This is a genomic window from Arthrobacter sp. B0316-5-4, from assembly GCF_059090325.1.
This window is the reverse complement of record NZ_JBNHFN010000003.1, coordinates 291,877-317,454: the sequence shown is the minus strand read 5'-3', so window position 1 is coordinate 317,454 and position 25,578 is coordinate 291,877. Positions and strand designations below refer to the sequence as shown.

23 protein-coding genes are annotated in these 25,578 nt (G+C 63.9%); 6 read left to right on the top strand and 17 right to left on the bottom strand.

The window, feature by feature from the left end; all coding sequences use genetic code 11:
* Positions 1 to 15: 15 nt before the first annotated feature.
* Positions 16 to 1,602 carry a molybdopterin-dependent oxidoreductase gene (locus AC5RU9_RS10020; protein WP_494016313.1) on the bottom strand — a complete coding sequence of 529 codons (1,587 nt, stop codon included), beginning with the start codon at positions 1,600 to 1,602 and terminating at the stop codon, positions 16 to 18.
* Positions 1,603 to 1,706: 104 nt separating this feature from the next.
* Here AC5RU9_RS10020 and AC5RU9_RS10015 point away from each other — a divergent pair, with 104 nt between their 5' ends.
* The 3 genes from AC5RU9_RS10015 (at position 1,707) to AC5RU9_RS10005 (ending at position 6,838) form a co-directional block, all read left to right on the top strand.
* Complete coding sequence (locus AC5RU9_RS10015; RefSeq protein WP_494016312.1) at positions 1,707 to 3,218, top strand: aldehyde dehydrogenase family protein; 1,512 nt, start codon at positions 1,707 to 1,709, stop codon at positions 3,216 to 3,218.
* Positions 3,219 to 4,859 (top strand): GMC family oxidoreductase, encoded by a 1,641-nt coding sequence (locus tag AC5RU9_RS10010; RefSeq protein WP_494016311.1) that lies wholly within the window; start codon positions 3,219 to 3,221, stop codon positions 4,857 to 4,859.
* 383 nt (positions 4,860 to 5,242) lie between these two features.
* Positions 5,243 to 6,838: an APC family permease gene (locus AC5RU9_RS10005; RefSeq protein WP_494016310.1), complete on the top strand. Its 1,596-nt coding sequence runs from the start codon at positions 5,243 to 5,245 to the stop codon at positions 6,836 to 6,838.
* Positions 6,839 to 6,847: 9 nt separating this feature from the next.
* Here the strand turns inward: AC5RU9_RS10005 and AC5RU9_RS10000 are convergent, their stop codons facing one another.
* On the bottom strand, positions 6,848 to 8,065 hold the full coding sequence (locus tag AC5RU9_RS10000; RefSeq protein ID WP_494016309.1) for an acyl-CoA dehydrogenase family protein: 1,218 nt from the start codon (positions 8,063 to 8,065) through the stop codon (positions 6,848 to 6,850).
* A gap of 133 nt (positions 8,066 to 8,198) precedes the next feature.
* Here AC5RU9_RS10000 and AC5RU9_RS09995 point away from each other — a divergent pair, with 133 nt between their 5' ends.
* Together AC5RU9_RS09995 and AC5RU9_RS09990 are read left to right on the top strand one after the other, a co-directional pair.
* A complete protein-coding gene (locus AC5RU9_RS09995; RefSeq protein WP_494016308.1) occupies positions 8,199 to 9,917 on the top strand; it encodes an AMP-binding protein in 1,719 nt (572 codons plus the stop codon).
* A gap of 25 nt (positions 9,918 to 9,942) precedes the next feature.
* Positions 9,943 to 10,452, top strand: coding sequence for a MarR family winged helix-turn-helix transcriptional regulator (locus AC5RU9_RS09990; RefSeq protein ID WP_211713829.1), 510 nt, complete (start codon positions 9,943 to 9,945; stop codon positions 10,450 to 10,452).
* 2 nt (positions 10,453 to 10,454) lie between these two features.
* On the opposite strand, the gene AC5RU9_RS09985 is transcribed toward AC5RU9_RS09990, so the two are convergent.
* The 8 genes from AC5RU9_RS09985 to AC5RU9_RS09950 form a co-directional block, all read right to left on the bottom strand.
* Positions 10,455 to 11,423: a cyclase family protein gene (locus AC5RU9_RS09985; protein WP_494016307.1), complete on the bottom strand. Its 969-nt coding sequence runs from the start codon at positions 11,421 to 11,423 to the stop codon at positions 10,455 to 10,457.
* On the bottom strand, positions 11,420 to 11,674 hold the full coding sequence (locus AC5RU9_RS09980) for a hypothetical protein (protein ID WP_494016306.1): 255 nt from the start codon (positions 11,672 to 11,674) through the stop codon (positions 11,420 to 11,422). The genes AC5RU9_RS09985 and AC5RU9_RS09980 overlap by 4 nt, the downstream gene beginning before the upstream one ends.
* Before the next feature lie 9 nt (positions 11,675 to 11,683).
* Entirely contained in the window at positions 11,684 to 13,021 is a 1,338-nt protein-coding gene (locus tag AC5RU9_RS09975; RefSeq protein ID WP_494016305.1) for a TRAP transporter large permease subunit, read from the bottom strand.
* Positions 13,022 to 13,111: 90 nt separating this feature from the next.
* Positions 13,112 to 13,903, bottom strand: a complete 792-nt coding sequence (locus tag AC5RU9_RS09970) for an NAD(P)-dependent oxidoreductase (RefSeq protein WP_494016304.1) — start codon at positions 13,901 to 13,903, stop codon at positions 13,112 to 13,114.
* A gap of 96 nt (positions 13,904 to 13,999) precedes the next feature.
* Positions 14,000 to 14,632: an RraA family protein gene (locus tag AC5RU9_RS09965; protein WP_494016303.1), complete on the bottom strand. Its 633-nt coding sequence runs from the start codon at positions 14,630 to 14,632 to the stop codon at positions 14,000 to 14,002.
* A gap of 42 nt (positions 14,633 to 14,674) precedes the next feature.
* The gene (locus AC5RU9_RS09960) at positions 14,675 to 15,676 is read right to left on the bottom strand and encodes a tripartite tricarboxylate transporter substrate binding protein (RefSeq protein ID WP_494016302.1); all 1,002 of its coding nucleotides are present in this window, start codon (positions 15,674 to 15,676) and stop codon (positions 14,675 to 14,677) included.
* 45 nt (positions 15,677 to 15,721) lie between these two features.
* Complete coding sequence (locus tag AC5RU9_RS09955; protein ID WP_494016301.1) at positions 15,722 to 17,224, bottom strand: tripartite tricarboxylate transporter permease; 1,503 nt, start codon at positions 17,222 to 17,224, stop codon at positions 15,722 to 15,724.
* Between the two features lie 2 nt (positions 17,225 to 17,226).
* Positions 17,227 to 17,730 carry a tripartite tricarboxylate transporter TctB family protein gene (locus AC5RU9_RS09950; RefSeq protein ID WP_494016300.1) on the bottom strand — a complete coding sequence of 168 codons (504 nt, stop codon included), beginning with the start codon at positions 17,728 to 17,730 and terminating at the stop codon, positions 17,227 to 17,229.
* Positions 17,731 to 17,886: 156 nt separating this feature from the next.
* Between AC5RU9_RS09950 and AC5RU9_RS09945 the strand changes: the two genes are divergently transcribed.
* Complete coding sequence (locus tag AC5RU9_RS09945; protein ID WP_494016299.1) at positions 17,887 to 18,687, top strand: IclR family transcriptional regulator; 801 nt, start codon at positions 17,887 to 17,889, stop codon at positions 18,685 to 18,687.
* 22 nt (positions 18,688 to 18,709) lie between these two features.
* Here the strand turns inward: AC5RU9_RS09945 and AC5RU9_RS09940 are convergent, their stop codons facing one another.
* From AC5RU9_RS09940 to AC5RU9_RS09910, 7 genes are all read right to left on the bottom strand, one after another.
* Positions 18,710 to 19,006, bottom strand: a complete 297-nt coding sequence (locus tag AC5RU9_RS09940; RefSeq protein ID WP_494016298.1) for a DUF4190 domain-containing protein — start codon at positions 19,004 to 19,006, stop codon at positions 18,710 to 18,712.
* A 91-nt stretch (positions 19,007 to 19,097) separates the two neighbouring features.
* Complete coding sequence (locus AC5RU9_RS09935) at positions 19,098 to 19,877, bottom strand: enoyl-CoA hydratase (RefSeq protein WP_494016629.1); 780 nt, start codon at positions 19,875 to 19,877, stop codon at positions 19,098 to 19,100.
* Between the two features lie 36 nt (positions 19,878 to 19,913).
* Entirely contained in the window at positions 19,914 to 20,837 is a 924-nt protein-coding gene (gene mmsB, locus AC5RU9_RS09930; protein ID WP_211713832.1) for a 3-hydroxyisobutyrate dehydrogenase, read from the bottom strand.
* 46 nt (positions 20,838 to 20,883) lie between these two features.
* Positions 20,884 to 21,945 (bottom strand): enoyl-CoA hydratase/isomerase family protein, encoded by a 1,062-nt coding sequence (locus AC5RU9_RS09925; protein ID WP_494016297.1) that lies wholly within the window; start codon positions 21,943 to 21,945, stop codon positions 20,884 to 20,886.
* On the bottom strand, positions 21,945 to 23,444 hold the full coding sequence (locus tag AC5RU9_RS09920; protein ID WP_211713834.1) for a CoA-acylating methylmalonate-semialdehyde dehydrogenase: 1,500 nt from the start codon (positions 23,442 to 23,444) through the stop codon (positions 21,945 to 21,947). Before AC5RU9_RS09920 ends, AC5RU9_RS09925 begins: the two co-directional genes overlap by 1 nt.
* Positions 23,445 to 23,604: 160 nt before the next feature.
* Complete coding sequence (locus tag AC5RU9_RS09915; protein ID WP_494016296.1) at positions 23,605 to 24,996, bottom strand: cryptochrome/photolyase family protein; 1,392 nt, start codon at positions 24,994 to 24,996, stop codon at positions 23,605 to 23,607.
* Between the two features lie 103 nt (positions 24,997 to 25,099).
* Positions 25,100 to 25,441: a hypothetical protein gene (locus AC5RU9_RS09910; protein ID WP_494016295.1), complete on the bottom strand. Its 342-nt coding sequence runs from the start codon at positions 25,439 to 25,441 to the stop codon at positions 25,100 to 25,102.
* Between the last annotated feature and the right edge of the window lie 137 nt (positions 25,442 to 25,578).

Here is a 25,578-nt window from a genome sequence, read left to right as displayed (position 1 = left end):
CCAGGGTGTGGCGGACTACTCAACCGTCACCATCACCGACGGCCAACCCGAGGCTCCGTCGGGCACCGGATCGGCACGCTTCTCCGTCTGGATTTCGCCGGTGCCGTCTGTGGCCCTGGCCTTGACGTAGTGAATGCCGGGCGTGGCGTCCCATTCGTAGGACCACTGGCGCCACGTAATGGTGGAAGCTTCGGTGGACAGGTTTGCCTCCACCCACTCGCCGTCATCGATTTGGACTTCCACTTTGGTGATGCCGCGTGTCTGGGCCCATGCGGTGCCACCGACGGCGACCTTCCCCGCCGGGAACTTCGCGAAGGACTTCGGGACGTCCACACGTGCCATGGTCTTGATGGGCCCACGCTCTGACCAGCCGCGTTCGGTCCAGTAAGCCTTGCTGTCCGCGAAGCGGGTGACTTCCAGCTCCACCACCCATTTAGTGGCGGAGACAAACCCGTACAGCCCCGGAACCACCATCCGGACCGGGTATCCGTGTTCCACCGGAAGCGGCTCCCCGTTCATTCCAATTGCCAGCATGGCATCTCGGTCATCCTGCAGCACTTCCAGCGGGGTGGAGGCGCTGAAGCCGTCAATGGACCTCGAGAGCACCATGTCCGCCCCCTCCTTGGGCTTGGCCCTTTTCAGGACTTCGCGGATGGGGAAGCCCAGCCACTTGGCGTTGCCGGCAAGCTTTCCGCCCACAGGGTTGGATACGCAGGTGAGGGTGACGTGCGATTCGATCAGATCGGCGTCGAGCAGGTCCTGGAACGTGAGGGTGACCTCCTGTTCAACCATTCCGTGCACCCGCAGCTCCCAATCCTTGACGTTGATTTCCGGGACGCTCAAGGCAGTATCAATCCGGTAGAACTCGTTGTTCGGGGTCAACCAGGGAAAGACTCCCGAAACGGGGGACTGGACGCCGGCCGGCACCGGGGCAGCGGCCCTGGCAGGTGTCGGCAGCCGCAGGGCATCCCGGGCTTGGGCCACGTTGTTGCGCGCTGCGCTCAGCAGCCGTCCACCGGTCGCCGCTATTCCAGCGGCCACAGCGGTGACCCCAGCGGCGGCAAAGAAACGACGGCGGCTGGCGCCGGCGCCGCCAACCTGGGCGTCGGCGTCGGCTGCTACATCGGCGGGAGCCTCAGGCCACGACTTCAATCCCCACAACGGCACCATCAGGCGGCGAAGGACGATGAGGCCGGCAATGGTTCCGATGACCGAAGGGATAGCGTCGACGGGGCCCACACCCGCACGGGTCAGGACGCAAGCCACGATCACTGCGCCCATGAAGAGCACGCCCAAGGCACCCAGCGCCCACTTCCGGTAGGCCACTATGCCCAAAACGCAAGCCAGCAAGGCGATGGTGACGCCCATGCCCACGAACAGCGCAGCCTTGTCGTTGGTGCCGAACGTGGCAATGGCAAAGTCTTTCAGCGGCGGCGGCGTGAAGTCGATGAACGTCGAACCCAGTGCGAACAAGGGTGTTGCCCTGGCGGTGAAAAATGCGCCGACCAGCTCGGCGACGGCCAGCACGACGGCGGCCGACACCACGCCTGCCAGCGCTGCCATGGTTTGGGTACCTCTGGTGCGGTCTCCGAGCTTTTTCATGTCAATGGTTCGTAGCGGCCGGGAGCACGGATGGGTGGGTCACTTTGAACATCTGTTCATAATTTTCCTTGAACAGATGTTCAAAGTGCACTAATCTGCTTCGTATGACCCAAGCCACATTTTCCGATTCCGCCTCCACTCTTTTCATCAACGGCTCATGGCAGCCGGCAGCATCCGGCGCGGTCCGCGAAATCCGCAACCCGGCCGACGGCGAACTGGTCGCCACGGTGTCCGAAGCTGGACGCGAAGATGCCGAGCGCGCCATCTCTGCAGCCCGCGCTGCGTTCGATTCCGGAGTTTGGTCCTCGGTCCCCGCTCCCGACAGGGGCGCGTTCCTGCTCAAGGTCGCCGCTGAACTTCGCGAGCGCCGGGAGAAGTTCGCGCGCGCCGAATCCCTGGACACCGGCAAGCGCATTGTCGAAAGCCGGATTGATATGGACGACATCGCTGCCTGCTTTGAATACTTTGGAAGGCTCGCCGGCCAGCAGCCGGGCCGTGTAGTGGACGCCGGAAATCCCGACGTCGTCAGCCGGATTGTGTACGAACCCGTTGGCGTTTGCGGCTTGATCACGCCGTGGAACTACCCGCTGCTGCAGGCAGCGTGGAAGATCGCGCCCGCGCTGGCGGCTGGATGCACCTTCGTCCTGAAGCCCGCCGAGCTGACCCCATCCACCGCAATCCTTGCCATGCAGCTACTGAAGGACCTCGGCCTGCCGGACGGCGTCGCCAACCTGGTGACCGGCCCCGGTGCGAAGGCAGGCGTGCCACTTACGGAGCACCCCGACATTGACCTGGTTTCCTTCACGGGCGGCCTGGAGACCGGCAAGCGTATCGCAGCAGCCGCAGCCGGCACCGTCAAAAAGGTGGCGCTGGAGCTCGGCGGCAAGAACCCCAACGTCGTGTTTGCGGACGCTGACTTCGACGCCGCCGTCGACAATGCGCTCAACGGCGCCTTCGTCCACTCAGGACAGGTTTGCTCCGCCGGGGCGCGCCTGGTGGTGGAGGAATCCATCGCCGAGCGATTCGTCGACGAACTGGTCCGCAAGGCCAACAACATCCGCCTCGGTGGTCCTTTCGACGAGTCCGCCGAAACCGGGCCGCTGATTTCCGCGGCACACCGCGAGAAGGTGGACGCCTACGTCCAGCGCGGCGTGGCGGAGGGCGCGCGGTTGCGGTGCGGTGGCGCGGCACCTGAAGGTGAGAAGTTCGACGCCGGGTTCTACTACCAGCCCACCATCCTGGACCGCGTCCAGCGGGGAATGTCGGTAGTGGTCGACGAAGCCTTCGGCCCGGTAGTGACGGTGGAGACCTTCCGCACGGAAGACGAAGCAGTAGCCACTGCCAACGACACCATCTACGGGTTGGCCGGGGCCGTCTGGACCCAGGACGCCGGCAAGGCCCAGCGGGTAGCGGGCCGTTTGCGTCACGGCACGGTCTGGATCAACGATTACCACCCCTACCTTCCGCAGGCCGAATGGGGCGGCTTCGGCCAGTCCGGCGTGGGCCGCGAGCTCGGTCCCACCGGGCTTGCCGAATACCAGGAAGCCAAGCACATCTACCAGAACACCAGCCCGCAGGTGACCGGCTGGTTTGCTGACCACGGCAAGGAGAACTAGATGCACATCGACAACATTGAGAGCCTCGAAGAACGCGGGTTCGACTACGTCGTCATTGGCGGCGGATCTGCCGGAGCTGCCGTCGCCGCCAGGCTAAGCGAAGACCCTGCCGTCACGGTGGCGCTGGTGGAAGCCGGCCCGGATGACCGCGGAATTCCGGAGATCCTGCAGCTTGACCGCTGGATGGAACTGCTGGAGTCAGGGTACGACTGGGACTACCCGGTGGAACCCCAGGAGAACGGCAACTCCTTCATGCGCCACGCCCGGGCCAAGGTCATGGGTGGCTGCTCCAGCCATAATTCCTGCATCGCTTTCTGGGCTCCCCGCGAGGACCTGGACGAGTGGGAGTCGAAGTACGGCGCCACCGGCTGGAACGCTGCCGCCGCCTGGCCCTTGTACCAGCGGCTGGAAACCAACGAGGACGCCGGACCGGGGGCTCCCCACCACGGTGACTCAGGACCGGTGCACCTGATGAACGTGCCCCCGGCGGACCCCGCCGGCGTTGCACTCCTGGATGCCTGCGAGCAAGCCGGCATTCCCCGCGCAAAGTTCAATGACGGAACCACCGTCATCAACGGCGCCAACTTCTTCCAGATCAACCGCCGCGCGGACGGGACCCGCTCCTCCAGCTCGGTGTCCTATATCCACCCCATTATGGAGCGTGGGAACTTCACGCTGCTGACCGGCCTGCGGGCCCGCCAGCTGGTGTTCGACGCTGACAAGCGCTGCACCGGCGTCGACGTCGTCGACTCGGCGTTCGGCCGGACGCACAGACTGAACGCGCATCGCGAGGTCATCCTGTCTACTGGCGCGATCGATTCCCCCAAGCTCCTCATGCTCTCCGGCATCGGCCCGGCTGAGCACCTGCTCTCACACGGCATCGAGGTCATCGCGGATTCTCCCGGGGTGGGCGAACACCTCCAGGACCATCCCGAAGGCGTCGTGCAGTTCGAGGCCAAGCAGCCCATGGTGCAGACTTCCACGCAGTGGTGGGAGATCGGCATCTTCACCCCCACGGAGGAGGGCCTGGACCGCCCGGACCTGATGATGCACTACGGCTCCGTGCCCTTCGACATGAACACCCTGCGGTACGGCTACCCCACCACCGAAAACGGCTTCAGCCTCACTCCCAACGTCACCCACGCCCGTTCCCGCGGGACCGTCCGCTTGCGTAGCCGGGACTTCCGCGACAAGCCCATGGTGGATCCCCGCTACTTCACCGATCCTGAGGGGCATGACATGCGGGTCATGGTCGCCGGCATCCGCAAGGCCCGGGAAATCGCCGCCCAGCCAGCCATGTCCGAATGGACCGGGCGGGAGCTTTCCCCTGGTATCGAGGCCCAGACCGACGAGGAACTGCAGGATTACATCCGCAAGACCCACAACACCGTCTACCACCCTGTGGGAACGGTCCGCATGGGTCCGGTGGGCGACGATATGTCACCACTGGATCCCGAGCTCCGCGTCAAGGGCGTCACCGGGCTGCGGGTGGCCGACGCCTCCGTCATGCCCGAACACGTCACCGTGAATCCCAACATCACGGTCATGATGATTGGCGAGCGATGCGCAGACCTCATTCGGGCCGGCAGGACGGAGGAAACCACGACGACGGAGGCGGACTTCAGCCTGTCCCTTGCCTAAGCAGGGGTGAAAGTCGGGCGAAAACCACGGTGGAGGGTGTCCGCACCCCCGCCGCGGTTTTCCGTGCCCTCACGCGCATTTTCACACGCCCGGTGGGACCAAAAAAGGCCCCGCATTATTCTTGAACATTTGTTCATAAGCAAGTCTTGAACGCATGTTCAAACTCAACTAACCTGCTTCTATGACCCACGCCACACCTGAACGGTTGGGGCTTGGCGGCCATGGCCTGGACCTCGAATACCTCGATTGCCCCAGCCAGCCACGCAATAACTTGGGGGAAAACAGCCGGAGGCACAAAGCGGTGCCCGGTCTTTTGATTTCGACTGCGTCCAATGGCGGCCGCAGGTCAGCACCATTCGCGCATGTCTGAGTTAGGAGTTCGAATGTCAGAACCCAGCAAATTAGGACCCCGCAAGAGCGACGCAAGCGGCATGGACGAGTTTGGCTACGCCCAAACCCTTGACCGCAGCATCGGTAAGTTCGCCAGCTTCGCGGCCGGCGTCAGCTACATCTCCATCCTCACCGGCGTTTTCCAACTGTTCTACTTCGGATTTTCGACGGCGGGACCCGCCTACGCCTGGTCGTGGCCCATCGTCTTTGTCGGCCAGTTGATGGTCGCCTTGTGCTTTGCCGAACTGGCCGGACGCTATCCGGTGGCCGGATCGGTCTACAACTGGGCCAAGAGGCTCTCCAGCGGAACGTGGGCCTGGCTGGCGGGGTGGCTGCTGCTGCTCTCCTCGATCATGGCCCTGGGGTCCGTCGCCCTGGCCCTCCAAATCACCTTGCCGCAGATCTGGAGCGGCTTCCAACTGGTGGGTGATGGAACCGGCCCTTACGACTTCGCGGTGAACGGGGTCATCCTTGCCAGCATCATGATCGGCATCTCCACACTCATCAACGCTTTCGGCGTGAAACTCATGACCATGATCAATAGCGTTGGTGTGTTCGTGGAACTCGTTGCGGCCGTCCTGCTCATCGTGGCGCTCATCTGGCACGCGGTGCGGGGCCCGGAAGTCCTCCTGGACACTGCCGGGTTCGGCGAAGGGCAACCCCTGGGCTTCTTCGGAGTGTTCCTGATTGCCGCCATGGCTTCCGGTTACGTCATGTACGGATTCGACACGGCGAGCTCACTGGGCGAAGAAACCAAGGACCCCAAGAAGACGGCTCCCAAGGCTATCCTCCGCGCTGTCACGGCGTCCTTCCTCTTGGGCGGCCTGCTCCTGCTGGGCGGAATACTGGCCGCGCCGGATCTCTCCGATCCCAAGATTGGGGCTGCTGACGGCGGCCTGCAGTACATAGTGCTTTCGGTGCTGGGCGGACCTTTCGGCAAGGCGTTCCTGGCGTGCATCGTCGTGGCTGTGGTGGTGTGCACGCTGGCCGTCCACGCCGCTGCCATCCGGATGATGTTCGCTATGGCAAGGGACAACAACCTGCCCTTCAGCCGTCAGCTCAGCAGGGTGCACCCCACCCGGAAAACCCCCACCGTGGCGGCCATCGTCATCGGTGTGGTGGCTGTGATTCCCCTGCTCGTCAACATCTCCCAGCCAGCCATCTTCACCATCCTTTCCAGCATCAGCATCGTCCTGATCTACCTCTCCTACCTGCTGGTTACGGTACCGATGCTGCGGCGCCGGTTCCTCAAGAAGTGGCCATTGAAGGACGACGGATCAGAACCCGGATTCAGCCTGGGCAAATGGGGCCTGCCGGTGAACATCCTGGCCGTGCTCTGGGGCGCGGCCATGACACTGAACCTGGTGTGGCCACGGCCGGAGATCTACAACTCGGTGCCGCCCTTTGAGTGGTACCTGCAATGGGGCGGTGTCATGTTCGTCGCGGCAGTCGTCATCGGCGGAACACTGCTCTACCGCCTCCGCATCAGGCACCGGACCGGAGTCCTGGCTGAACACGCAGCCGCGGCCCCATCGCAGTCCCCATCCTCGGACCCGGACCCGGACCTGGTGGTCGCCCAAAATTCCTAGCGTGCAGCCTCAGACGAACGCCGACTTTCCCGTCACTGCCCGGGCAACAATGAGCGAGTTGATCTCGTAACTACCCTCATAGGTATACAGGATCTCGGCGTCTCCGAAGAGCTTGCCCATCTCGTAATCCGTGGTGATCCCGTTCCCGCCCAGCAATGAGCGGCCCATGGCCACCGAGGAGCGTGCCAGCCGCGTGGTGGTGGCCTTGCACATGGCAGCCTGGACCATTTCGAGCTTGCCGGCCTGCTGGATCCGGGCCAGTTCCACCATCATGGACAGCGACGCGTTGGCGTTGCCGAGGATGTCCGCGAGCTGCTGTTGCACCAACTGAAACTTGGCCAGTTCCTTGCCGAACTGCCGGCGTTCCAGCGCGTAGGCACGGGCAATATCGAAGGCAGCGAGCTGAATTCCCGCGGCCTGCCAGCCAACCCAGGCCCGGGAATCACGCAAGAGGTCATTGGCCCGGGAAAATTCCGAGGCCCCGGGAAGGAGATTTGATTCAGGAATGCGGACATCATCCAGCATGATGTCCGCATTCTGCATGATGCGAAGGCCAATCTTGTTGGAGATCTTGGTGGCCGTGAAGCCAGCCCGGTCCGTTTCCACGATGAAACCCTTGATGTGCCCGTCACTCTCATCGCGGGCCCAGACCAACGCGAAGTCGGCAATGGTAGCTGCCCCGATCCAGCGCTTGGCACCGTTGATGACCCATTCGCCGCCGTCGCGCCGCGCCGTCGTCGAGAGTCCTCCGGCGATGTCGGAGCCGTGGTCCGGTTCGGTGAGCGCGAAGGCGCCCAACTGGGTAAAGGATTCGAGGCCGGGCAACCACTTCTGCTTCTGCTCGTCGGAGCCGAGCTCGTTGATCATGCCCACGATGAGTTCGTTGTGGATTCCCACCAGGGCCGAGAGGGACACGTCAGCCCGGGCAATCTCGGTGTACATGAGGCCCTTGAACAGCTTGGAGGAACCGTCGGTCTGGAGCCCACCGAGCCCGTACTTGGCCATGTCGGCGAGCAACCCGAACGGGAATTCTTCGCGGTTCCAGTAGTCGATGCTTGCCGCCCGAATGCGCTCCTGCAGGAACTCCCGGATCTCGAGGTACCGCTCGCGCTCCCCTTCGGGCAGTAGATCGATGACGTGCATCAGGTCCGCCTCCGGATAGGGAGGGAGGACGTGTTCTGTTGCCGCGCCACTTGTAGTGGTGCCGGCAGCTTTTTCGTCGAGCATTGGACCCCTTCGTCATGTCCCGTGCAGGCTCTTCCAAACCCTTGGATGTCCTAGTATATTGCAAGGTGATGTGGATCACTAGGCGGGGACTTCGGCGAGGATGCCAGGTCAACCCGAAGGCGAAAGGCGGACTATGACAGTCACAGAAGACTTCCGTGCGGCCCGCGACCGGCTGCTGGAACTGCGCGAAGACTACAAACTGGCGCATGCAGAATTCGAGTGGCCGCGCTTTGAATACTTCAACTTCGCCCTCGACTGGTTCGATCACGTCGCTGCGGATGAGACCAGGGGCACCAAGCCGGCGCTGGTGATCGCGGAACAGGACGGCAGCTCAACCCGACGCTCCTACCGCGACCTTTCGGAGCGGTCGTCCCAGGTCGCCAACTGGCTGCGGAGCCAGGGCGTCAAGCGCGGCGACCATATGATCATCATGCTCGGCAACCAGGTGGAACTCTGGGAAATCATGTTGGCCGGCATCAAGCTGGGCATCGTCATGATTCCCACCACCACCCTCATGGGTGCCCGCGACCTCCAGGACCGGGTGGAGCGCGGCGGGGCGGGTTGGGTCGCCGTCGGCAGCGCCAACATCGGCAAGTTCGATTCCGTGCAAGGCGATTACACCCTGATTGAGGTCGGCGCGGAAAGCGCTAATCAGCAGGCAAAACAGTACGCGGATTCGTACGACGCCGGCACCGACTTCACGCCCGACGCCCCCACCCGCGCCGATGAGACGCTGCTCCTCTACTTCACGTCCGGGACCACCTCGCGCGCCAAACTGGTGGAACATACCCACACCTCGTACCCGGTGGGCCATCTGTCCACCATGTACTGGATTGGCCTGGAACCCGGCGATGTCCACCTCAACGTCGCTTCCCCAGGCTGGGCCAAGCACGCCTGGTCCAATGTCTTCACGCCCTGGATTGCCGAGGCCTGCGTCTTCATCTACAACTACGAACGCTTCGACGCCGCCGCGCTCATGAACCAGATGGGCCGCGAGGGCGTCACGAGTTTCTGCGCTCCTCCAACGGTGTGGCGGATGCTCATCCAAGCCGACCTCACGCAGCTCACCAACCCACCCTCCAAGGTGGTTTCGGCTGGCGAGCCACTGAACGCCGAGGTGATCGGCCAAGTGGAAAAGGCATGGGGTGTCACCATCCGCGATGGTTTCGGCCAGACCGAGTCCACCGTCCAGATCGCCAACACGCCTGCCCAGGCCGTGAAGATCGGTTCCATGGGACGGCCACTGCCCGGGTACGACGTCGTCCTGGTGGACCCGGTCACCGGGCAGGAAGCCGACGACGGCGAACTCTGCTTGCGCTTGGACCCCCGGCCCGTGGGGCTCATGAAAAGTTACTTCGGCGACGAAGCAAAAACAGCCGATGCCTTCCGCGACGGCTACTATCACACCGGCGACATGGCCAGCCGGGACGCGGACGGCGTCATCACCTACGTCGGCCGGGACGATGACGTGTTCAAGTCCTCCGACTACCGCCTGTCGCCTTTCGAACTCGAAAGCGTCCTGATCGAACACCCCGCAGTGGCGGAAGCCGCCGTCGTGCCTTCGCCTGACGCCGTGAAGCTGTCAGTGCCCAAGGCCTTCGTGGTGCTGGCTGCCGGCTACGAACCCGGACCCGGCGTCGCAGAGGACATCCTCCGCTACTGCCGCGAACACCTGGCCCCGTTCAAGCGCATCCGACGGCTCGAATTCGGTGAGCTGCCCAAGACGATCTCGGGCAAAATACGGCGCGTGGAGTTGCGCGGGACGGAAGTGGCCCGGCATGGCGACGGTCCGCTGCCTGCCGGTCTGGGCGTGGAATATACCGAGGAAGAGTTCCCGAATCTGAAAGACTAGCCAACCACGCAACCGAAGGAGGCCCATGGGCACCCCACTCCCCCGCGATCCCATTGCCGATGCCCAGCGCAACTGGGAACGGCATGGTTGGGGCGATGTCGCCGCGCCCATGGCAGCCATCACCGCGATCATGCGGACCCAGCAAATCCTGTTGGCACGCATCGAGACGGTACTCAAGCCCTTTGGCCTGACCTTCGCGCGCTACGAGCTGCTGGCACTGCTCAGTTTCGCCCGCAGCGGCGCGCTGCCCATGAACAAAGCCAGCGCGCTCCTGCAGGTCCATCCGACGTCGGTGACCAACGCCGTCGACCGTCTCGAGAAGGCCGCCCTGGTGGCCCGCTCACCGCACCCAACCGACGGCCGCACCACCCTGATCGAGCTCACCGCTGATGGCCGCAGCCTGGCCAAGAAGGCGACGGCGGCGCTGAACGCCGAGGTTTTCGGCAAGTCCGGTTTCGGGGACGACGACGTCGATCACCTCATCCGCGTACTGGGCACCTTCCGCAGGGATGCCGGGGATTTCACCGACGACTAGCGTCAGGTGAGCGCCGTGGCGTTGGCGGGAGAACCGGTACCACCAACGATGTTGAGCGGCTTGATGCTGACGAAAGCGTCCCAATGGCCGGCACCTCGCAGGTGCCGGGCGAGGGGTCCAAGCTTCCACAGCTCGCCCAGCGGCATGCCGAGCTTGGCCAGGAGTTGCTGGTGCATCATCCCGTTGTCGTTTGGCGCCGACTCCAGGAACGGGCTGTCCGTCACGGCGGGCAGGCATTCGAAGGCGAAGTTGTCGGCCGCGAGCACGGAGAGCTGGTTGTCCCAGGCCCAGGCCACGAACTCCTGGGACTGCTCCACCCCGGATGCCTTCCGGCTGGCCCGGACCTCCTGCTTCCGGTCCGACGGCAGCGCGAGGAACCACTCGCACCAGCCCGTATGCAGCATGAGGATATCCCCCGGCTTCAGCGTGAGGTCCTGCGCCTCGATGGCGGCCTGGATGAGCGCAAAACCCAGCTGCTCGCCTGCCGCGTGGTCGATTGGCTGGCCCTCCGCCGAGCGGTACCCGTCGAGGTCCACCAACACTCCACGCCCCACGATGGGCTGCTCCGCCCACCCCTGGATGCCAAGCTCCGCAGTCCCTTCGCAGACCAGGACGTCCGGGGTGCCGTTGTAGAAACCCACGTCATCGGCACGGCGGTGCCTGAGGCCGTCGATCTGGGTGGAACCCTGCAGGTAATAGCCATCCAGGTAATCGTCACGGTGGGCCGGGTGCGCCGAGTAGATGATGTGTCGGGGGGCTCCACGCTTGAGCGACATCCCGGGGTCGAAATCGTCGGCTGCGTAGTCCAAGCCGAAAACTGTTCCTGTCCGGATACAGTCTTTCGCCGTGAGGACGGCTTCGGGGGTGATGAAGGACGGCGTTCCCCGGTCCTTCTCCGGGAACACCTCCCACGAGGTGCCCGCCAGCCTCCCCTCCCGCTGCAGCAGCTGCGCGTATGAAGGGTAGCTCATCGCGTTGCCGCCTCCTCTTTCACATCCGCGCCCTGTGGACTGTTGTAACTCAACAGGAACCCGGCCACGGCACACACGGAGGCCACAATGCACATGCCGGGTTTAAAGAACTCGTTAAAGAACGTCAGCCATGCCCCCTGCCCGGCCACCAATCCAGCGGCCTGGCCAAGCACGAACACAATGCCTCCCATCAGGAGAACGGCAAGGGTGACGACGAAGGTCGACTGGATGGTCCGTCGAATCTGCTGCATGGATTTTCCTTAGATGGGGAGGACGCCCAGGATGATCAGCACACCGATGCCCAGCAGGGGAACGGCATAGTGCGTGAGGAGCCTGGAGAAGGTCTTGATCGGGTTGACGTCCGCGATGCCGCAGGCCACGTACAGGGGGGCACCCCCGGGCGGGACCGCAGCCTCACAGGAGGAGAAAACCAGCACCGCCACGGCTGCGGTCGTTGCCGGCACGCCGGCCGCAACAAGGGTGGCGACTCCGACAGTTCCGACGGCGGCCATGGTGGCCGTCGCGCTGAGTGGCGCAGCGACAGCAATGACGATCAAGCCGATGAGGATGGCAAGCAGCCACAATGGCAGGTTCATCTGTCCCAGCAGCGCAGTCATCTGTTTCGGCAGCCCGGTCGCGGCCAGGGCGTTGGCGCCGGCGAAAGCGAACACGACGGTAATTCCCACCACGCCGAACCGCGGAGCGGAATTCTGCAGCATGTCCCACCACGCCCGGCCGTTGCGCGGAAGCATCTTCCGGCCCAGCAATGCTCCGGTAATGATGAGCACCACCGGAATCCAAACTATGACGCTGACGGACTTGGTAACATCTCCACCAGTCCAGTCCGACAATGCCGAGGCGATGGCTCCGGACGTGATGATCAGTGGAACGGCCACCACGACGAACAGCAACAACGTGGCCCAGCCTTGGCCGAACGCCGTCCGGACAGCCAACCGGTGCGCGGGATCCAAGGGTGTCATCCCGCTCTTCCGCACCAGCAGCCAAGTGACAATCAGCCGGTGGAGGAAGCACCACAGCCCACCAGCCAGCAACGGCAGCACCAGCTCGTTGATGTTCAACAGAGGCCCAACGGTGGCCGATCCGACCAGTACGAACATCGACGCACTGAATGGGAACGTGATGCCCATGCCCGCGTTGCCTGCGACGAGGGTGGCTGCAGCGGGCTTGTCCAGTTTGGACTTCTCCATCCACGGAATCGTCACCGAGCCGACAGTTGCAGCGATGGCTGCCTGGTTGTGGACCACGCCGCCAAGCCCGGCGGAAGCCACGGTGGAAACCCAAGCCGGTCCACCCTTCACCCCGCCGATCATTGAATTCAGCAGGTCAATCAGCTTGTCCAGCACGCCCGTCTTGTCCAGGAGATAACCCATGAACACGAAAGCAATGGTGGCATAGACGATTTCGTCCGTGATCGCAGAGTAGAGAGACGACCAGGCAACCTGCGCCACAGCAGCTCCGGTAAATGGCAGGACCACCAGGAATCCTATGATCATGGCCTCCCCCACGCTGCGCTTGAGCAGCGTGGTCCAGAGCAGGATGACGGCAAGGTAGGCGCCGAGGGCCCAGATGCCGATCATGGTGCTGCTCCTGACAGGACGTGCGATGCCGGTGAGTACTTCATTGTCCTCTTATTCCAATTCTTCAGTTCTTCCGCGCAGGGCGCCAGCTCAGCGCAGCGCAGCTTCGGGTTCGGCCGGCTCGCTGGCCATGCGCACCAAGGCCGCAGCTGCCGCCGTCGTCATTTCCGCCGGCACCTTGAGGTCGTCGGCGAGGTAGCTCGCGGTGTCCTGCATTTCCTTGGAACGCCGCTGCGCATGCTTGGCCGTGCCCACCAGGAACCGGTCAATGACTGCCTGGCCGTCGCCGGCCAACTGGCGCGCGATCTGGTCCCGGATCCACTCTTCCAACCCGGCAGCCCGGCCCGCGGTGACGGCCTCGACCACCACTGAAGCGAATCCTTTCATCAGGACGCTCCGCAGAAGTTTATGCGCCATGGCGGCCCCTGGTTCGCCGTCGGCAATTTCGACGACGGCACCCAGCGGAGCGAGCAGCGCGGCCACCGCCTCGGAGCCGGGGCCGCTGACCATCAAGGGCGTCTTCACACCCTGCGTAGGCACCGGCCCAAGAATCGCGACGTCGGCGAAATCCGCTTCGGACGGGATCCGGCCCAATTCCTGCATGACCTGCGGAGAGGAGGAAGTTAAGTCCGCGTAGCAACTGCCCTTGGCCAGCACCGGCAGGCACTCCGCGGCGACCGCGGGGGCTGCTGCTGCGCCTGTCAGGACCAGGACAATGTCCGCCCCGACGGATGCTTCAGCAGCAGTGGCTGCACGGACAACTCCTTCCGGGGTGGAGGGTGCCACGGGGTCGAACCCCTTGACGTGGTGACCGGCGGCAACGAGGGCTGCCGCGTAGGTGGCTCCGGCTTCGCCGAGGCCAATGACGGTGCAAACTGTCATGATCTTGTCTTTCCTGTGTGTTGTTCTGTGGGCACGGCGGCATGGACCTGCCGGGCCGGGAGGTTCGGCCCGGCAGGTCAAAACGTGGTGCGGTGCTTACTTGTGGCGCTCCGCGACGATCGCGGACCGGCGGTTGGTCTCGTCGGCGAAGACGGCCTCGGCAGCTTCGGCGACGGCGGCGGCCTGCTCCCGTGGGATGACCACCACGCCGTCGGAATCACCAATGATGATGTCGCCCGGCATCACCGGAACGCCGCCGAAAGCGACCGGGCTTCCCAGCCGTGACGGACCGTTCTTGTACGGACCGGCCGGAGTAACGGCCCGGGCGAAGACGGGCATCCCGATCTCGCCGAGGGCTTCGGCATCGCGGGCGGCACCGTCCAGGGCGAAGCCGGCTATACCGAGGTTGATGGCACGCTCGCCAATAAGTTCGCCAAGCAGGGCACGGGATTCATCCCCGCCGCCGGCTACGACGATCACATCCCCTGAACGCGCCAGCTGGAGCGCACGGTGGATCCCCTGGTTGTCACCGGGGCGGGTCCACACGGTAAACGCCGGGCCGGCCAGGCGGGCACCGGGCCAAACTGCCTGGATGGCGGAGTCCGCTACGCCCAGGCGGTCCATGGCGTCGCCTATGTTGGCCGCCGGGAGCTTGGCAAGACGGTCGATGACGTCCTGGTCGGGGCGGGGGAAGTCAGCGTCGAGGTCTTCGAGGACAGGAGCAGTCATGGCTGTATTCGCTTTCTGTGAGGTGGGTGGGCGCCGTTGGGGCTAGTCCTTCTTCTGGACCAAGGGCAGGACCTTCTTGAAGCCGTCCTCCTGGCCAGCCCAGAACTCCTTGTAGTCAGCGCCGTTGAGGTAGCTGGTCTGCAAGCCAAGGTCCTTCATCTTCTGGACCACCGTGGGATCCTCGATCGCCTTCTGGAGGGCTGCTTCGAGCTTCTTTGCGACGGCGTCCGGCAAACCTGCCGGTGCGGAGTAGCCGCGGACCGTGCCGGCTTCGATTTCATAGCCCGACTCCTGGAACGTCGGAACGTCCGGCAGTGACGGAGCGCGCTCAGTAGTCATCACGCCAAGGACGCGTGCCTTCCCCTGCTTGGTCAGGTCAGTCACATCGCTGACGTTGGCAACCAGCACGTCCACGTGCTTGCCCAGGAAGGCCGTGGTGGCTTGCGACGCGCCTTCGGAGAAGTGGACCGGCGCGAACTCTGCTCCCGTGGTTTGCTGAATCTGTGCGAGCGCGAAGTGCTCACCGGTCTGCAGGCCGGTGGTGCTGGCCGTCATGGACTTGGGTTTTGCCTTGGCAGCTTCAATGAGGTCCTTGACCGTCTTGTACGGGCTGTCCGGTTGCACGGCGATCACGGTGGGGTCGATGACCTGGCGGCCAAGGGGCTGGAAGCTGTCGCGTGTGTACTTCGCGCCGCGGGCCGGGTCCAACGGGGATACCACAACGGACGGCGAGCCTGTGGCGCCGATGGTGTAGCCGTCCGGCTTGGCACTGGTCAGCTGCGTGTAGCCGATCTGCCCGCCGGCACCGGGCTTGTTGATCACCTCAACGTTGGTGCCGAGTTCCTTTTCAAGGATGGGTTGTACCAGGCGGGCTGCTGTGTCCACGGCTCCACCGGATGAGAAGGAAACGATCAGGTCGATCGACTTGCCCTTCTTGGGGAAATCGTCAGCGGCTGTGTTTGCGGCGCCGGCATTGGCTCCACAGCCGGTGAGGGCAACGAGGGTTACTGCAGCGAAGGCTGCGATGATGCGTGCACGAGGCATGGTCTTCTCCTTTGAAGTGAGGGGGATCTTGCGGGTGGGGGTGGTTTACGTTTCGGGGTCTTCCGTGAGCGCCTTGGGTTTACGCAGCTTCAGGAGCGGGCTGAGGACAATCAGGAGTCCGATGCCGATCAGCACCATGGAGATGGGCCGGTTGACGAAGATTCCGAAGTCGCCCTGCGAGATCTCCAGTGATTCGCGCAGCGACCGTTCCATCAGCGGACCAAGCACCAGTGTGAGCACCATGGGGGCCAACGGGATGTCCAGGTGCCTCAAGCCCAGGCCGAGGAGCCCGAACGCGATCATGACGAACACATCGAACACGTTGAAGTTGATGGTGTAGGCCCCAATCACCATGAAGAGCAGGATCAGCGCAGTGAGGATGGAGGCCGGAACCCTGAGGATGGAGGTCCACAATCCCACCAGCGGAACGTTCAGGAGCAGCAGCAACAGGTTGCCAATAAAGAGGCTGGCAATGATGGCCCAGGCAATTTCCGAGTGCTCGGTAAAGAGCGTAGGTCCCGGGGTGAGGCCCTGCTGGAGGAATGCGCCCATCAAAACCGCGATGGTGGGTGAGGCCGGGATACCCAGGGTGAACAGCGGAATGAGCGCGGCGTTGGCGTGTGCGTTGTTGGCCGTCTCCGGTCCCGCGACGCCCTCAATCGCTCCACTGCCCAGTTGCTTGCGGTGCTTGGAGAACTTCTTCTCCGCGCCGTAGGCAAGGAGGGAGGAGACAGATCCGGTCATTCCGGGAATGAGGCCCAGGCCAAAACCGATACCTGTACCGCGTGCCATGGACGGCACGCTGCGACGCCACTCTGCCCGGTTGGGCAGCAAGGATCGCAGGCCGGGCGCGTGGACGACGTCGGCTTTGTCACCTTTCCGGTAGGACAGGATTTCGGAGAGGCCGAAGACACCGACGATCACGGCGACGAAGCTGACTCCATCCAAAAGGTTGTCCGAGCCGAAGGTGAAGCGCGGCGCTCCCGCAACGGGGTCGATGCCCACCATGGAGATCAGCAGCCCCAACGCGCCCGAGATGAGCGCCTTGACCATGGACTTGCCTGCCAAGGCCACCAGCAAGGAGATGCCCACCACCATCAGTGCGAAGAATTCGGGCGGGCCCACCAGGAGACCCAGCTCGCCCAGCGGCTTTGCGGCGGCCACGAGGCCAAGGGTGGCTATGGTCCCGCCAACAAAGGACCCGACGGCGGCAATGGTGAGTGCCGCTCCGGCCTTGCCGATCTTGGTCATCGCATAACCATCAATGGTGGTGATCGCGGATGCTGCCTCACCCGGGGTGTTCAGCAGGACGCTGGTGATGGTTCCCCCGTACGCGGTGCCGTAGAAGATGGCACAGAGCATGATGATGGCCCCGGTCGCATCAAGGTTCATGGTCAGGGGGATGAGCAACGCGACGCCGGCTACCGGTCCGATGCCGGGAAGCACGCCGATGATGGTGCCCAGGAGGCAGCCCAGGAAGGCGAAGATCAGGTTCTGCCACGTCATGGCCGCGGCAAAGCCGCCAAGGAGCTCGTTGAGAGTGTCCACGTCTAAAGTCCGATCGAGTTCAAAAGGGAAATGCCGGCCGAGGGCAGGGTGACGTTGAGCCCGTAGTTGAAGGCGTAGAACGCCCCGACGCTCCCAGCCAGCGCAATGATCAGGGATGAGGCCCAGCCCCTGCGCCCCCGCACCTTCAGGTGGTACATCAGGAACAGGAACATGCTGAGCTGGAAGCCGATCAAATCGAGCACGGCCGCAAGGACCGCGAGGCTCACGACGACGGAGATCACCACACCGCCGTCAACTCCCTGGGGCGTTTCGCTGGGGTTCTTGAGTTCCTGGAACAGCCACACCACAGCCATCGCAACCAGCAGGCCACCCATGGCGAAGGGGAACAACCCGGGCCCTGGACCCAGGCTGGTCCACAGACCAAGGCCGACGGAACTGACCAGTACATAAACGCCCACTGCAGCGAAGGCGGCAATACCCGCCAGCACGGACTTTGCCATGCGACCCCGCGTTGTGGGCCCGACCCTGAGTGACTCCGTTGTCATGGATTCCTTCTCACGTATTTCTTGGTTCTTCCACTCCGCGATCCCCTTCGTTGTGGGATCTTGTGTTTCATAGAATGAAAGAACATTGCGTATAGAGAAATAGTGACAGGAGCCACAATGCCTGTCAAGCACAAGGAAGTTACATAGAATGAAAGGATGATTGTCAGCTCCACGCATTCCGCCAGCTCAGCCGAAGAAGGGCCCAAGGCTGCGAACATGCGCTCGCTATCCCGGGCCATGGAAGTTTTCGCGGAGCTGCAGCGCGCCGAACGCCCGCAGCGGCTGAGTGATTTAGCCAGGACCTGCGGGATGAGCCTGCCGACCACACTCCGGATCCTCCGGGTGCTGCAGGACTTCGGCATGGTGAGCCAAACGGACAAGTCGTACCGTGTGGGGCCGGCAGTTCTCCCGGCCGCCCGGAGCTATATCGAGAATGACCCCTTGGTGGTTGCGGCCCGCCCCATACTTCAACAAGTGGCCTCACAGACGGGTCTCACCGCGTCTTTGTACACCAGGCTCGGCTTTGAGCGCATCCTGGTAGCCCGCGTCGATGGCGAGTCTCCGCTCCGCTACGACCTCCCCCTGGGCAAGCGACTGCCGCTGACGGTTGGTGCAGCTGGGAAGATCCTGCTCGCTTCCCTGCCCGACGACGAACTGGAACAAGTGGCGGCCGCAGCAATCACCGCAGGCCACGAGGCGGACACATTTACTGCAGCTGAGCTAAGGTCCAGGCTTCCCGAGGACGGTGCGGACTTCGCCTATTCCGAGGACGAGCGCGCCACAGGGGTCCTGTCCATCGCGGTTGCAGTCCCGCATCCCGGCCAACGGGCCAGTGAGTCAATCTCGCTGACCAGTCCAGTGGAAGCAGCCAACGAGGCAGCGCTCACGTCCGGAGTACCCGAACTCAGGCGTGCCGCCGGCCGGCTCTCGGAACTTCTTCAGGGGTCGGTGTACTGAACCACCCCCCGGGCGGGCAGCGCTAGGACGCGGCTGAGGTCACGGCGAAGATCAGCGCCGAGCCGAGGGAGAGTATCCCAATGCCGTAGCCGACAACCAGGGCTCCAAGGGCGAATCCACGTCCCCGTTCGCCTCGCTGCTGTATCTGGTTCAAGGCGACGTGGCCTGCACCCACGACGAAGATCGCGATGACGGCCATGCCGGCGAAGAACAGGCCAACGATGGCGAGCACGGCCATGGCCGCGGCCACGATTGCTTGGCGGTTGACCGGCTGCAAGGACGTATCAGCTTGCCCGGCCTGAACGATCTCCGTTGACATGTTCTCTCCCCATTCGTAAGTGCCATGAGTCTATCCACGCAGCACCCAAAACCCGGACTGCCCCGCCTGTGGCGTCCGGGCACGTTGCGGGTTACCTGTGCTTGAATTCCGGCTGGCGCTTCTCGCTGAACGCGGCCATGCCTTCTTTCTGGTCCTCGGTGGCGAAGAGCGAGTGGAACACCCGGCGTTCGAACACCACGCCCTGGGCCAGGCCCATCTCAAAGGCCGCATTGACCACTTCCTTGGCAACCATCGCAGCGGGCTTCGACTTGGACGCGATGGCTTCGGCTGCCTTCAGTGCTTCGTCCACCACCTCGGCCGCAGGAACCACCCGAGAGACCAGTCCGGAGCGTTCGGCCTCCTCGGCGTCCATGAACCGCCCGGTCAGCACCATGTCCATCGCCTTGGCTTTGCCGACGGCGCGTGTCAGCCGCTGCGAGCCACCCATGCCCGGGATCACTCCCAGGTTGATCTCCGGCTGGCCGAATTTCGCGTTGTCCCCGGCAATGATGAAATCGGCCATCATGGCCAGCTCGCATCCCCCGCCCAAGGCAAACCCGGATACTGCGGCGATCACGGGAATCCGCAGCCGGGTGAGGTCCTCCCAATGCCGGAACCAATCCGCGGCATACATCTCCATGTAGCTCTTGGAGGACATCTCCTTGATATCGGCGCCGGCAGCGAAGGCTTTGGCGGAACCGGTGATCACCACGGCGCCGATGCCGGGATCGGTATCCATGTCCCGCACCGCGGAAACGAGTTCGTTCATGAGAGCCGTGTTGAGCGCATTCAACGCCGAGGGCCGGTTCAACGTCACCAAACCAACCCGTCCCCGCTGCTCCACCACGATGTTCTGGTACTGCTCCGTCATTCGCTCCCTCTCGCTAATGCTCATCAGGCCAGACTCTCACACAGACTTTTCGCGGATATCGGTGATGATGCCCGAGAAATCCCTGCCGGCACCTTCCCCGGCCGCATAGGCGTCGTAGATCCGGGACGCCAATGGCCCCATTTCCGCGGCAACGCCCGTGCTCTCCAGCGCGTTCAGTGCCAGGCGCAGGTCCTTGGCCATCAATGCACCGGCAAAACCCGGTTGGTAGTCACGGTTGGCGGGGCTTGTAGGAACAGGACCAGGAACCGGACAGTTGGTGGTCAGCGCCCAGCACTGCCCGGACGCATTGGAGGCTACGTCGAACAACGCCTGGTGTGTCAGCCCGAGCTTCTCGCCCAGCACGAAGGCCTCTGAGACAGCAATCATGGACACCCCCAGGATCATGTTGTTGCAGACCTTCGCAGCCTGACCGGCGCCGTGGTCACCGCAGTGCACAATCCGTTTGCCCATCAGTTCCAGGATCGGCTTCACCGTTTCGAAGTCTTCCGGCAAGGCCCCCACCATGAAGGTCAGGGTCCCCGCTTCGGCCCCCACCACACCGCCGGAAACCGGGGCGTCCACGGAACGGTGGCCGGCTTCAACTGCGATGACGGCTGCCTCGCGGGCCTCGTCCACGTTGATGGTTGAGCAGTCCAGGAACAGCGTGTCCGGGCGCGCCACGGTCAACAAGCCGGGCCCTCCAACGCCCCGGTATGCGTCCAGGACGTGCTTCCCACTGGGCAACATGGTCAGCACGACGGATGCCTCCGCCACGGCCTCCGCCGGGGTAGCGGCCATGGGGATCCCGTGCGCCGCGGCTGCTTCGACGGCCGCTGGTACCGGATCAAAGCCGATGACGTCATGCCCGGCCTTGATCAGGTTGGCAGCCATTGGCCCACCCATATGGCCGAGTCCCAGGAAAGCGATGCGTCCCGTTGCCGATTCTGCGTTCTCTGTCATGTGGTCTCCTTCAACTGGCTGCTGGACACTGTCTGCCTACTGCTTGTCACTTGGCTTCGACGGACGCGCTGGCGAGTCCCAGCTCCCGTTCGCCGAGCGGCGCGAAGTAGCCTTCGACGTCGGACGCCTGGACTTCCGCGAGGGTCGCCGGCTTCCATTGCGGGTTGCGGTCCTTGTCCACCACCTGCGCACGGATGCCTTCGCGGAAGTCGGGTCCGGCCAGGCAGCGAAGCCCCACCCGGTATTCCTGGTCCAGCGCTTCTTCGAGGGACAACCCCCGGACCCGACGCAGGGATTCGAGCGCCACCTTCACCGACGTCGGCGATTTCGCCCCGATGGTGTCAGCCGCAGCAACCGCCTCTGCGGAGCCGGCGCGCAGGGACCGCACGATCTCTTCGGCGTCGTTATGCGCGTAGGCGGCGTCGATCCACTCACGCTGGGCCGCCAGTTGCGAGTCCGGCGCGGCTTGGGCGAAGCGCTCGACGGCGGCTGCCGCCGTCGAGCTTTCCAGCGCTTCCGCCAGCGCGGGGAGGCTTTCGGACGGGACGAAGTGGTCCGCCAGTCCAAGGAACAGGGCGTCCGCACCGGAAAGGTGCGCGCCTGTTAGCGCCGCGTGGGTTCCGGTCTCCCCCGGTGACCGTGACAGCAACAGGGTGCCGCCGACGTCGGGCACGAATCCGATGGTGGTTTCGGGCATGCCGGTGCGGGTCCGTTCGGTCACCACACGCACCGAACCGTGCGCCGAAACACCCACCCCGCCGCCCAGCACCAGCCCGTCCATGAAGGCGACATACGGCTTGGGATAATGCGAGATCAGCGCGTTGAGGCGGTACTCGTCGGCCCAGAACTCTGCTGTTTCCGTCCCGCCGTGGAGCATGTCCTTGTAGATGGCCACGATGTCTCCGCCGGCGCACAACCCACGGTCGCCGGCGCCGCGCACCAAAACTGTGGCGACGGCGTCGTCGTCGGCCCAGTCGGTCAACTGCTGGAGCATGGCCTTCACCATCCCGGCATTCAGCGCGTTGACTGCCTTGGGGCGGTTGAGCGTGACGATGCCGAGGTGTCCGCGGCGCTCGAAAAGAACGTCTTCTGTCTCCAAGGCCCCCATCAGCTGCCTGCCGGCATCACGAAGCTGGCGCCCTGGCGGATGCCGGAGGGCCACCGCGACGTCACGGTCTTGGTCTTGGTGTAGAACCGGAAAGCGTCGGCACCGTGCTGGTTGAGGTCACCAAAGCCGGACGCCTTCCAGCCGCCGAAGGTGTAGTACGCGATCGGGACGGGAATGGGGACGTTGATGCCCACCATGCCAACCTCGACTCGGCTGGCGAAGTCGCGGGCGGAGTCGCCGTCGCGGGTGAAAATTGCGACGCCGTTGCCGAACTCGTGTTCGCTGCAGAGCCTGAGCGCTTCGTCGTAATCAGCCGCGCGCAGCACGCTAAGGACCGGTCCGAAGATCTCTTCCTTGTAGATCTTCATGTCCTTGGTGACGTTGTCGAAGAGCGTGGGGCCAACCCAGAAGCCGCCGTCGTAGCCGTCCACGGTGAGGCCGCGACCATCGGTAACCAGGGTTGCGCCCTCGTCCACGCCGGATTGGATGTAGCCCTCGATCCTCTCCTTCGCGGATGCTGCCACCACGGGCCCGAAATCCGAGTCCTTGTCCAGGCTGTGGCCAACTTTCAGGTCTTTGACACGCTCAGTCAGCTTGGCCACCAGCGCATCGGCGGTTTCCTGCCCAACCGGCACCGCAACGGAGATCGCCATGCAGCGTTCGCCTGCGGAACCGTACCCGGCACCGATCAGGGCGTCGGCGGCCATGTCCAGGTCAGCGTCGGGCATGATCACCATGTGGTTCTTGGCCCCACCGAAGCATTGCGCGCGCTTCCCGTGCGCTGCTGCGGTGGCGTAGATGTACTGGGCGATCGGCGTGGAGCCGACGAAGCCGATGGCCTTCACCCGGGGATCCTCCAAGAGTGCGTCAACGGCTTCCTTGTCGCCGTTGATGACGTTGAAGACACCGTTGGGGACACCCGCTTCGCTGTACAGCTCGGCCAGGCGCAGGGGGACGGAAGGATCGCGCTCGGAGGGCTTGAGGATGAACGCATTACCGGCTGCGAGGGCCGGGCCGGACTTCCAGAGCGGGATCATGGCCGGGAAGTTGAATGGCGTGATGCCCGCGACGACGCCCAAGGGCTGGCGCAGCGAGTGGACATCGATCCCCTGGCCGGCGTTGTCCGAGAACTCGCCCTTGAGCAGATGCGGCGCACCGGCGGAGAACTCGACAACCTCGATGCCGCGCTGGATATCGCCCTTGGCGTCCGCGAACGTCTTGCCGTGCTCGGAGGACAGGAGCTTGGCGAGCTCGTCCATGTTTTCGTTGACCAGGTCCACGAACTTGAGCAGGATGCGTCCCCGGCGTTGCGGGTTCATGGCAGCCCATTCGAGCTGGCCCTTCTCGGCATTTGCGACGGCGTCGCGGACCTCGTCAGCGCTGGCCAGCGGAAGCCGGGCCTGGACTTCGCCCGTGCAGGGGTCATAGACGTCGCTGAACCGGCCGGACGTGCCGTCGATCCTCTGGCCGTCTACGTAGTGTGAAAGCTCGCGCACCATGGTGGAATGCTCCTTTGCATCGTGAATGACTGCCGTGCCGCTGGGTCTGGGACCAAGGCGGGGAACACGTGACCAACTGTGATCCAGGTCATCTCTGAACCCGAATATACTCGGACTTCCTACTAATTTCCAGAGGGCTGTTTTCCGGGCGTGGCAGCCCCTAGTGGACCTCCTTCATCCCCTTGTAGGCCTCCAGCGCCTCCGCCCGGGTGGTCTTGAGGTCCACGATCCCCTCCGGGTAGTCAGGCGTGCCGAACTCGGGAATCCAGTGGGCGATGTACTTTCCCTGGGGATCGAACTTGACGCGCTGGGCCTCCGGGTTGAAGATCCGGAAGAACGGGGAAGCGTCCGCTCCGGAGCCGGCCACCCACTGCCAGTTGGCGGGGTTCGACGCCGGATCGGCATCCACCAGGGTGTCCCAGAACCACTGCTCGCCCAGCTGCCAATGGATGCCAAGGTTCTTCACCAGGAAGCTGGCAGCAACCATGCGTACCCTGTTGTGCATCCAGCCGGTGTGCCACAGTTGCCGCTGCCCCGCGTCAACCATGGGGAAACCGGTGCGGCCCTTCTGCCAGGCGCGGAACTCCTCAGGGGCGGACTCGTGGCCCGGGTGCTGGCCGCCGCTCCCGTCGGAGCCGGGCCAAGCCCAAGGGAACCGGTCAAATTCAGTGCGCAGGTTGGCAGTAGCCAGGTGCGGATTGTGGAAGTACTGGTGCCAGCAGAACTCCCGCCACCCTAACTCCGAAGCGTAGATCGAAGCACTTTCTGAGCGCCGGGAACCCAGCGCGTGCCACACCTGGAAGGGGCTCAGCTCACCCCACCGCAGATACGGCGACAGGCAACTGCTGCCATCGGTATCGGGACGATTACGGCCCTCGCTGTAGTTGGAAAGCCCTTGGTCCACGAACTCCGCCAGGCGCTTATGCCCTGCGGCTGCCCCCGGCGTCCACGTTTCAGCCAGCCCTCCTGCCCAGTCAGGCTTGGTGGGCAGCAACGACCACGATTCGAGGTCCTCGTAGGCCGGTAGCGCACCGGTGAAGCCATGGCCTTTCTCCGGGACAGCCAAAGGTTCACGGAATTCCTGCGCGGAAATCGTCCGCCAAAAGGGAGTGAAGACCTTGTACTGGCCACCGGTCTTGGTAGTTACCTCCCACGGCTCGTGGAGCAACGATGCCTGAAAACTTGAGGCGTGCAGTCCGGCGTCGCCCGCCCACGACTTGATGCCGGCGTCGACCGTTCGCTCGGCGGAACCGTACCGGCGGTTCCAGTACAGCGCGCCGGCACCTATCGCCGTCGTCGTTTGCTGGACAACCTCACCAGCCGGTCCGCGACGGAGCAGTAACGGGATGCCAAGGGCGGCGAGGTCTTCACGCAGCGCTGTGAGCGAGTGGTGCAGCCACCACCGCGCCGCCCCGCCATGGGGACGGACGCCGGGCGATTCTTCGTCGAGGACGTACAGGGCAACAGCCGCCCCATCATCGACGGCGGCACGCAGCGCCGGATTGTCAGCCACGCGGAGGTCGTCACGGAACCAAACGACGGAAGGCTTCACATCTTTCCTTTCAGCGGGCGGCCGGAAAATAGGAACAGCCCATGCCCCTATCAAATCCTAGGGGGCATGGGCTGTGCGGGTATTCAGTTCGGGTCAAGTCCGGTCAGGCGATGGAAGCGACAGCTTCCTCATCGATGAGCTCTTGAACCGGGATGCTGGTGGCGGTCTCAGTCCACATGGGAAGGGAGTTAACCACATAGTCCCGTGCAGCGGCGCCAACCATGCTCATGCCCGGGTAGATCCGCTGTCCGTTTTCCTTGGCCGGCTTGAGTCCTTCGAGGGCCAGCGCGGTCTTGAATGCGGAGTCAGGAATCGGGACCTTCCGGCCGAGTACGCACCAACTGATGTACAGGCCGTAGAGTGTGTCAAAATCCAAGCCCTTCTCAGTGTCGTCCTCGAACACCACGGAGTCGCTCAGAAATTTGCTGATTTGGGTGTCGGTCATTTTTCGGGGCCTCTTCTTAGAGAAGTAGGGGCCGCCGGGCTGCATCAGCGAATGTCCTATTTGCCTACTATAGCCCTCTTCTGGCTACCCAGAAGAGGAAAGCAGATTAACTCTTGGTGACGGACCGGCACATCCTT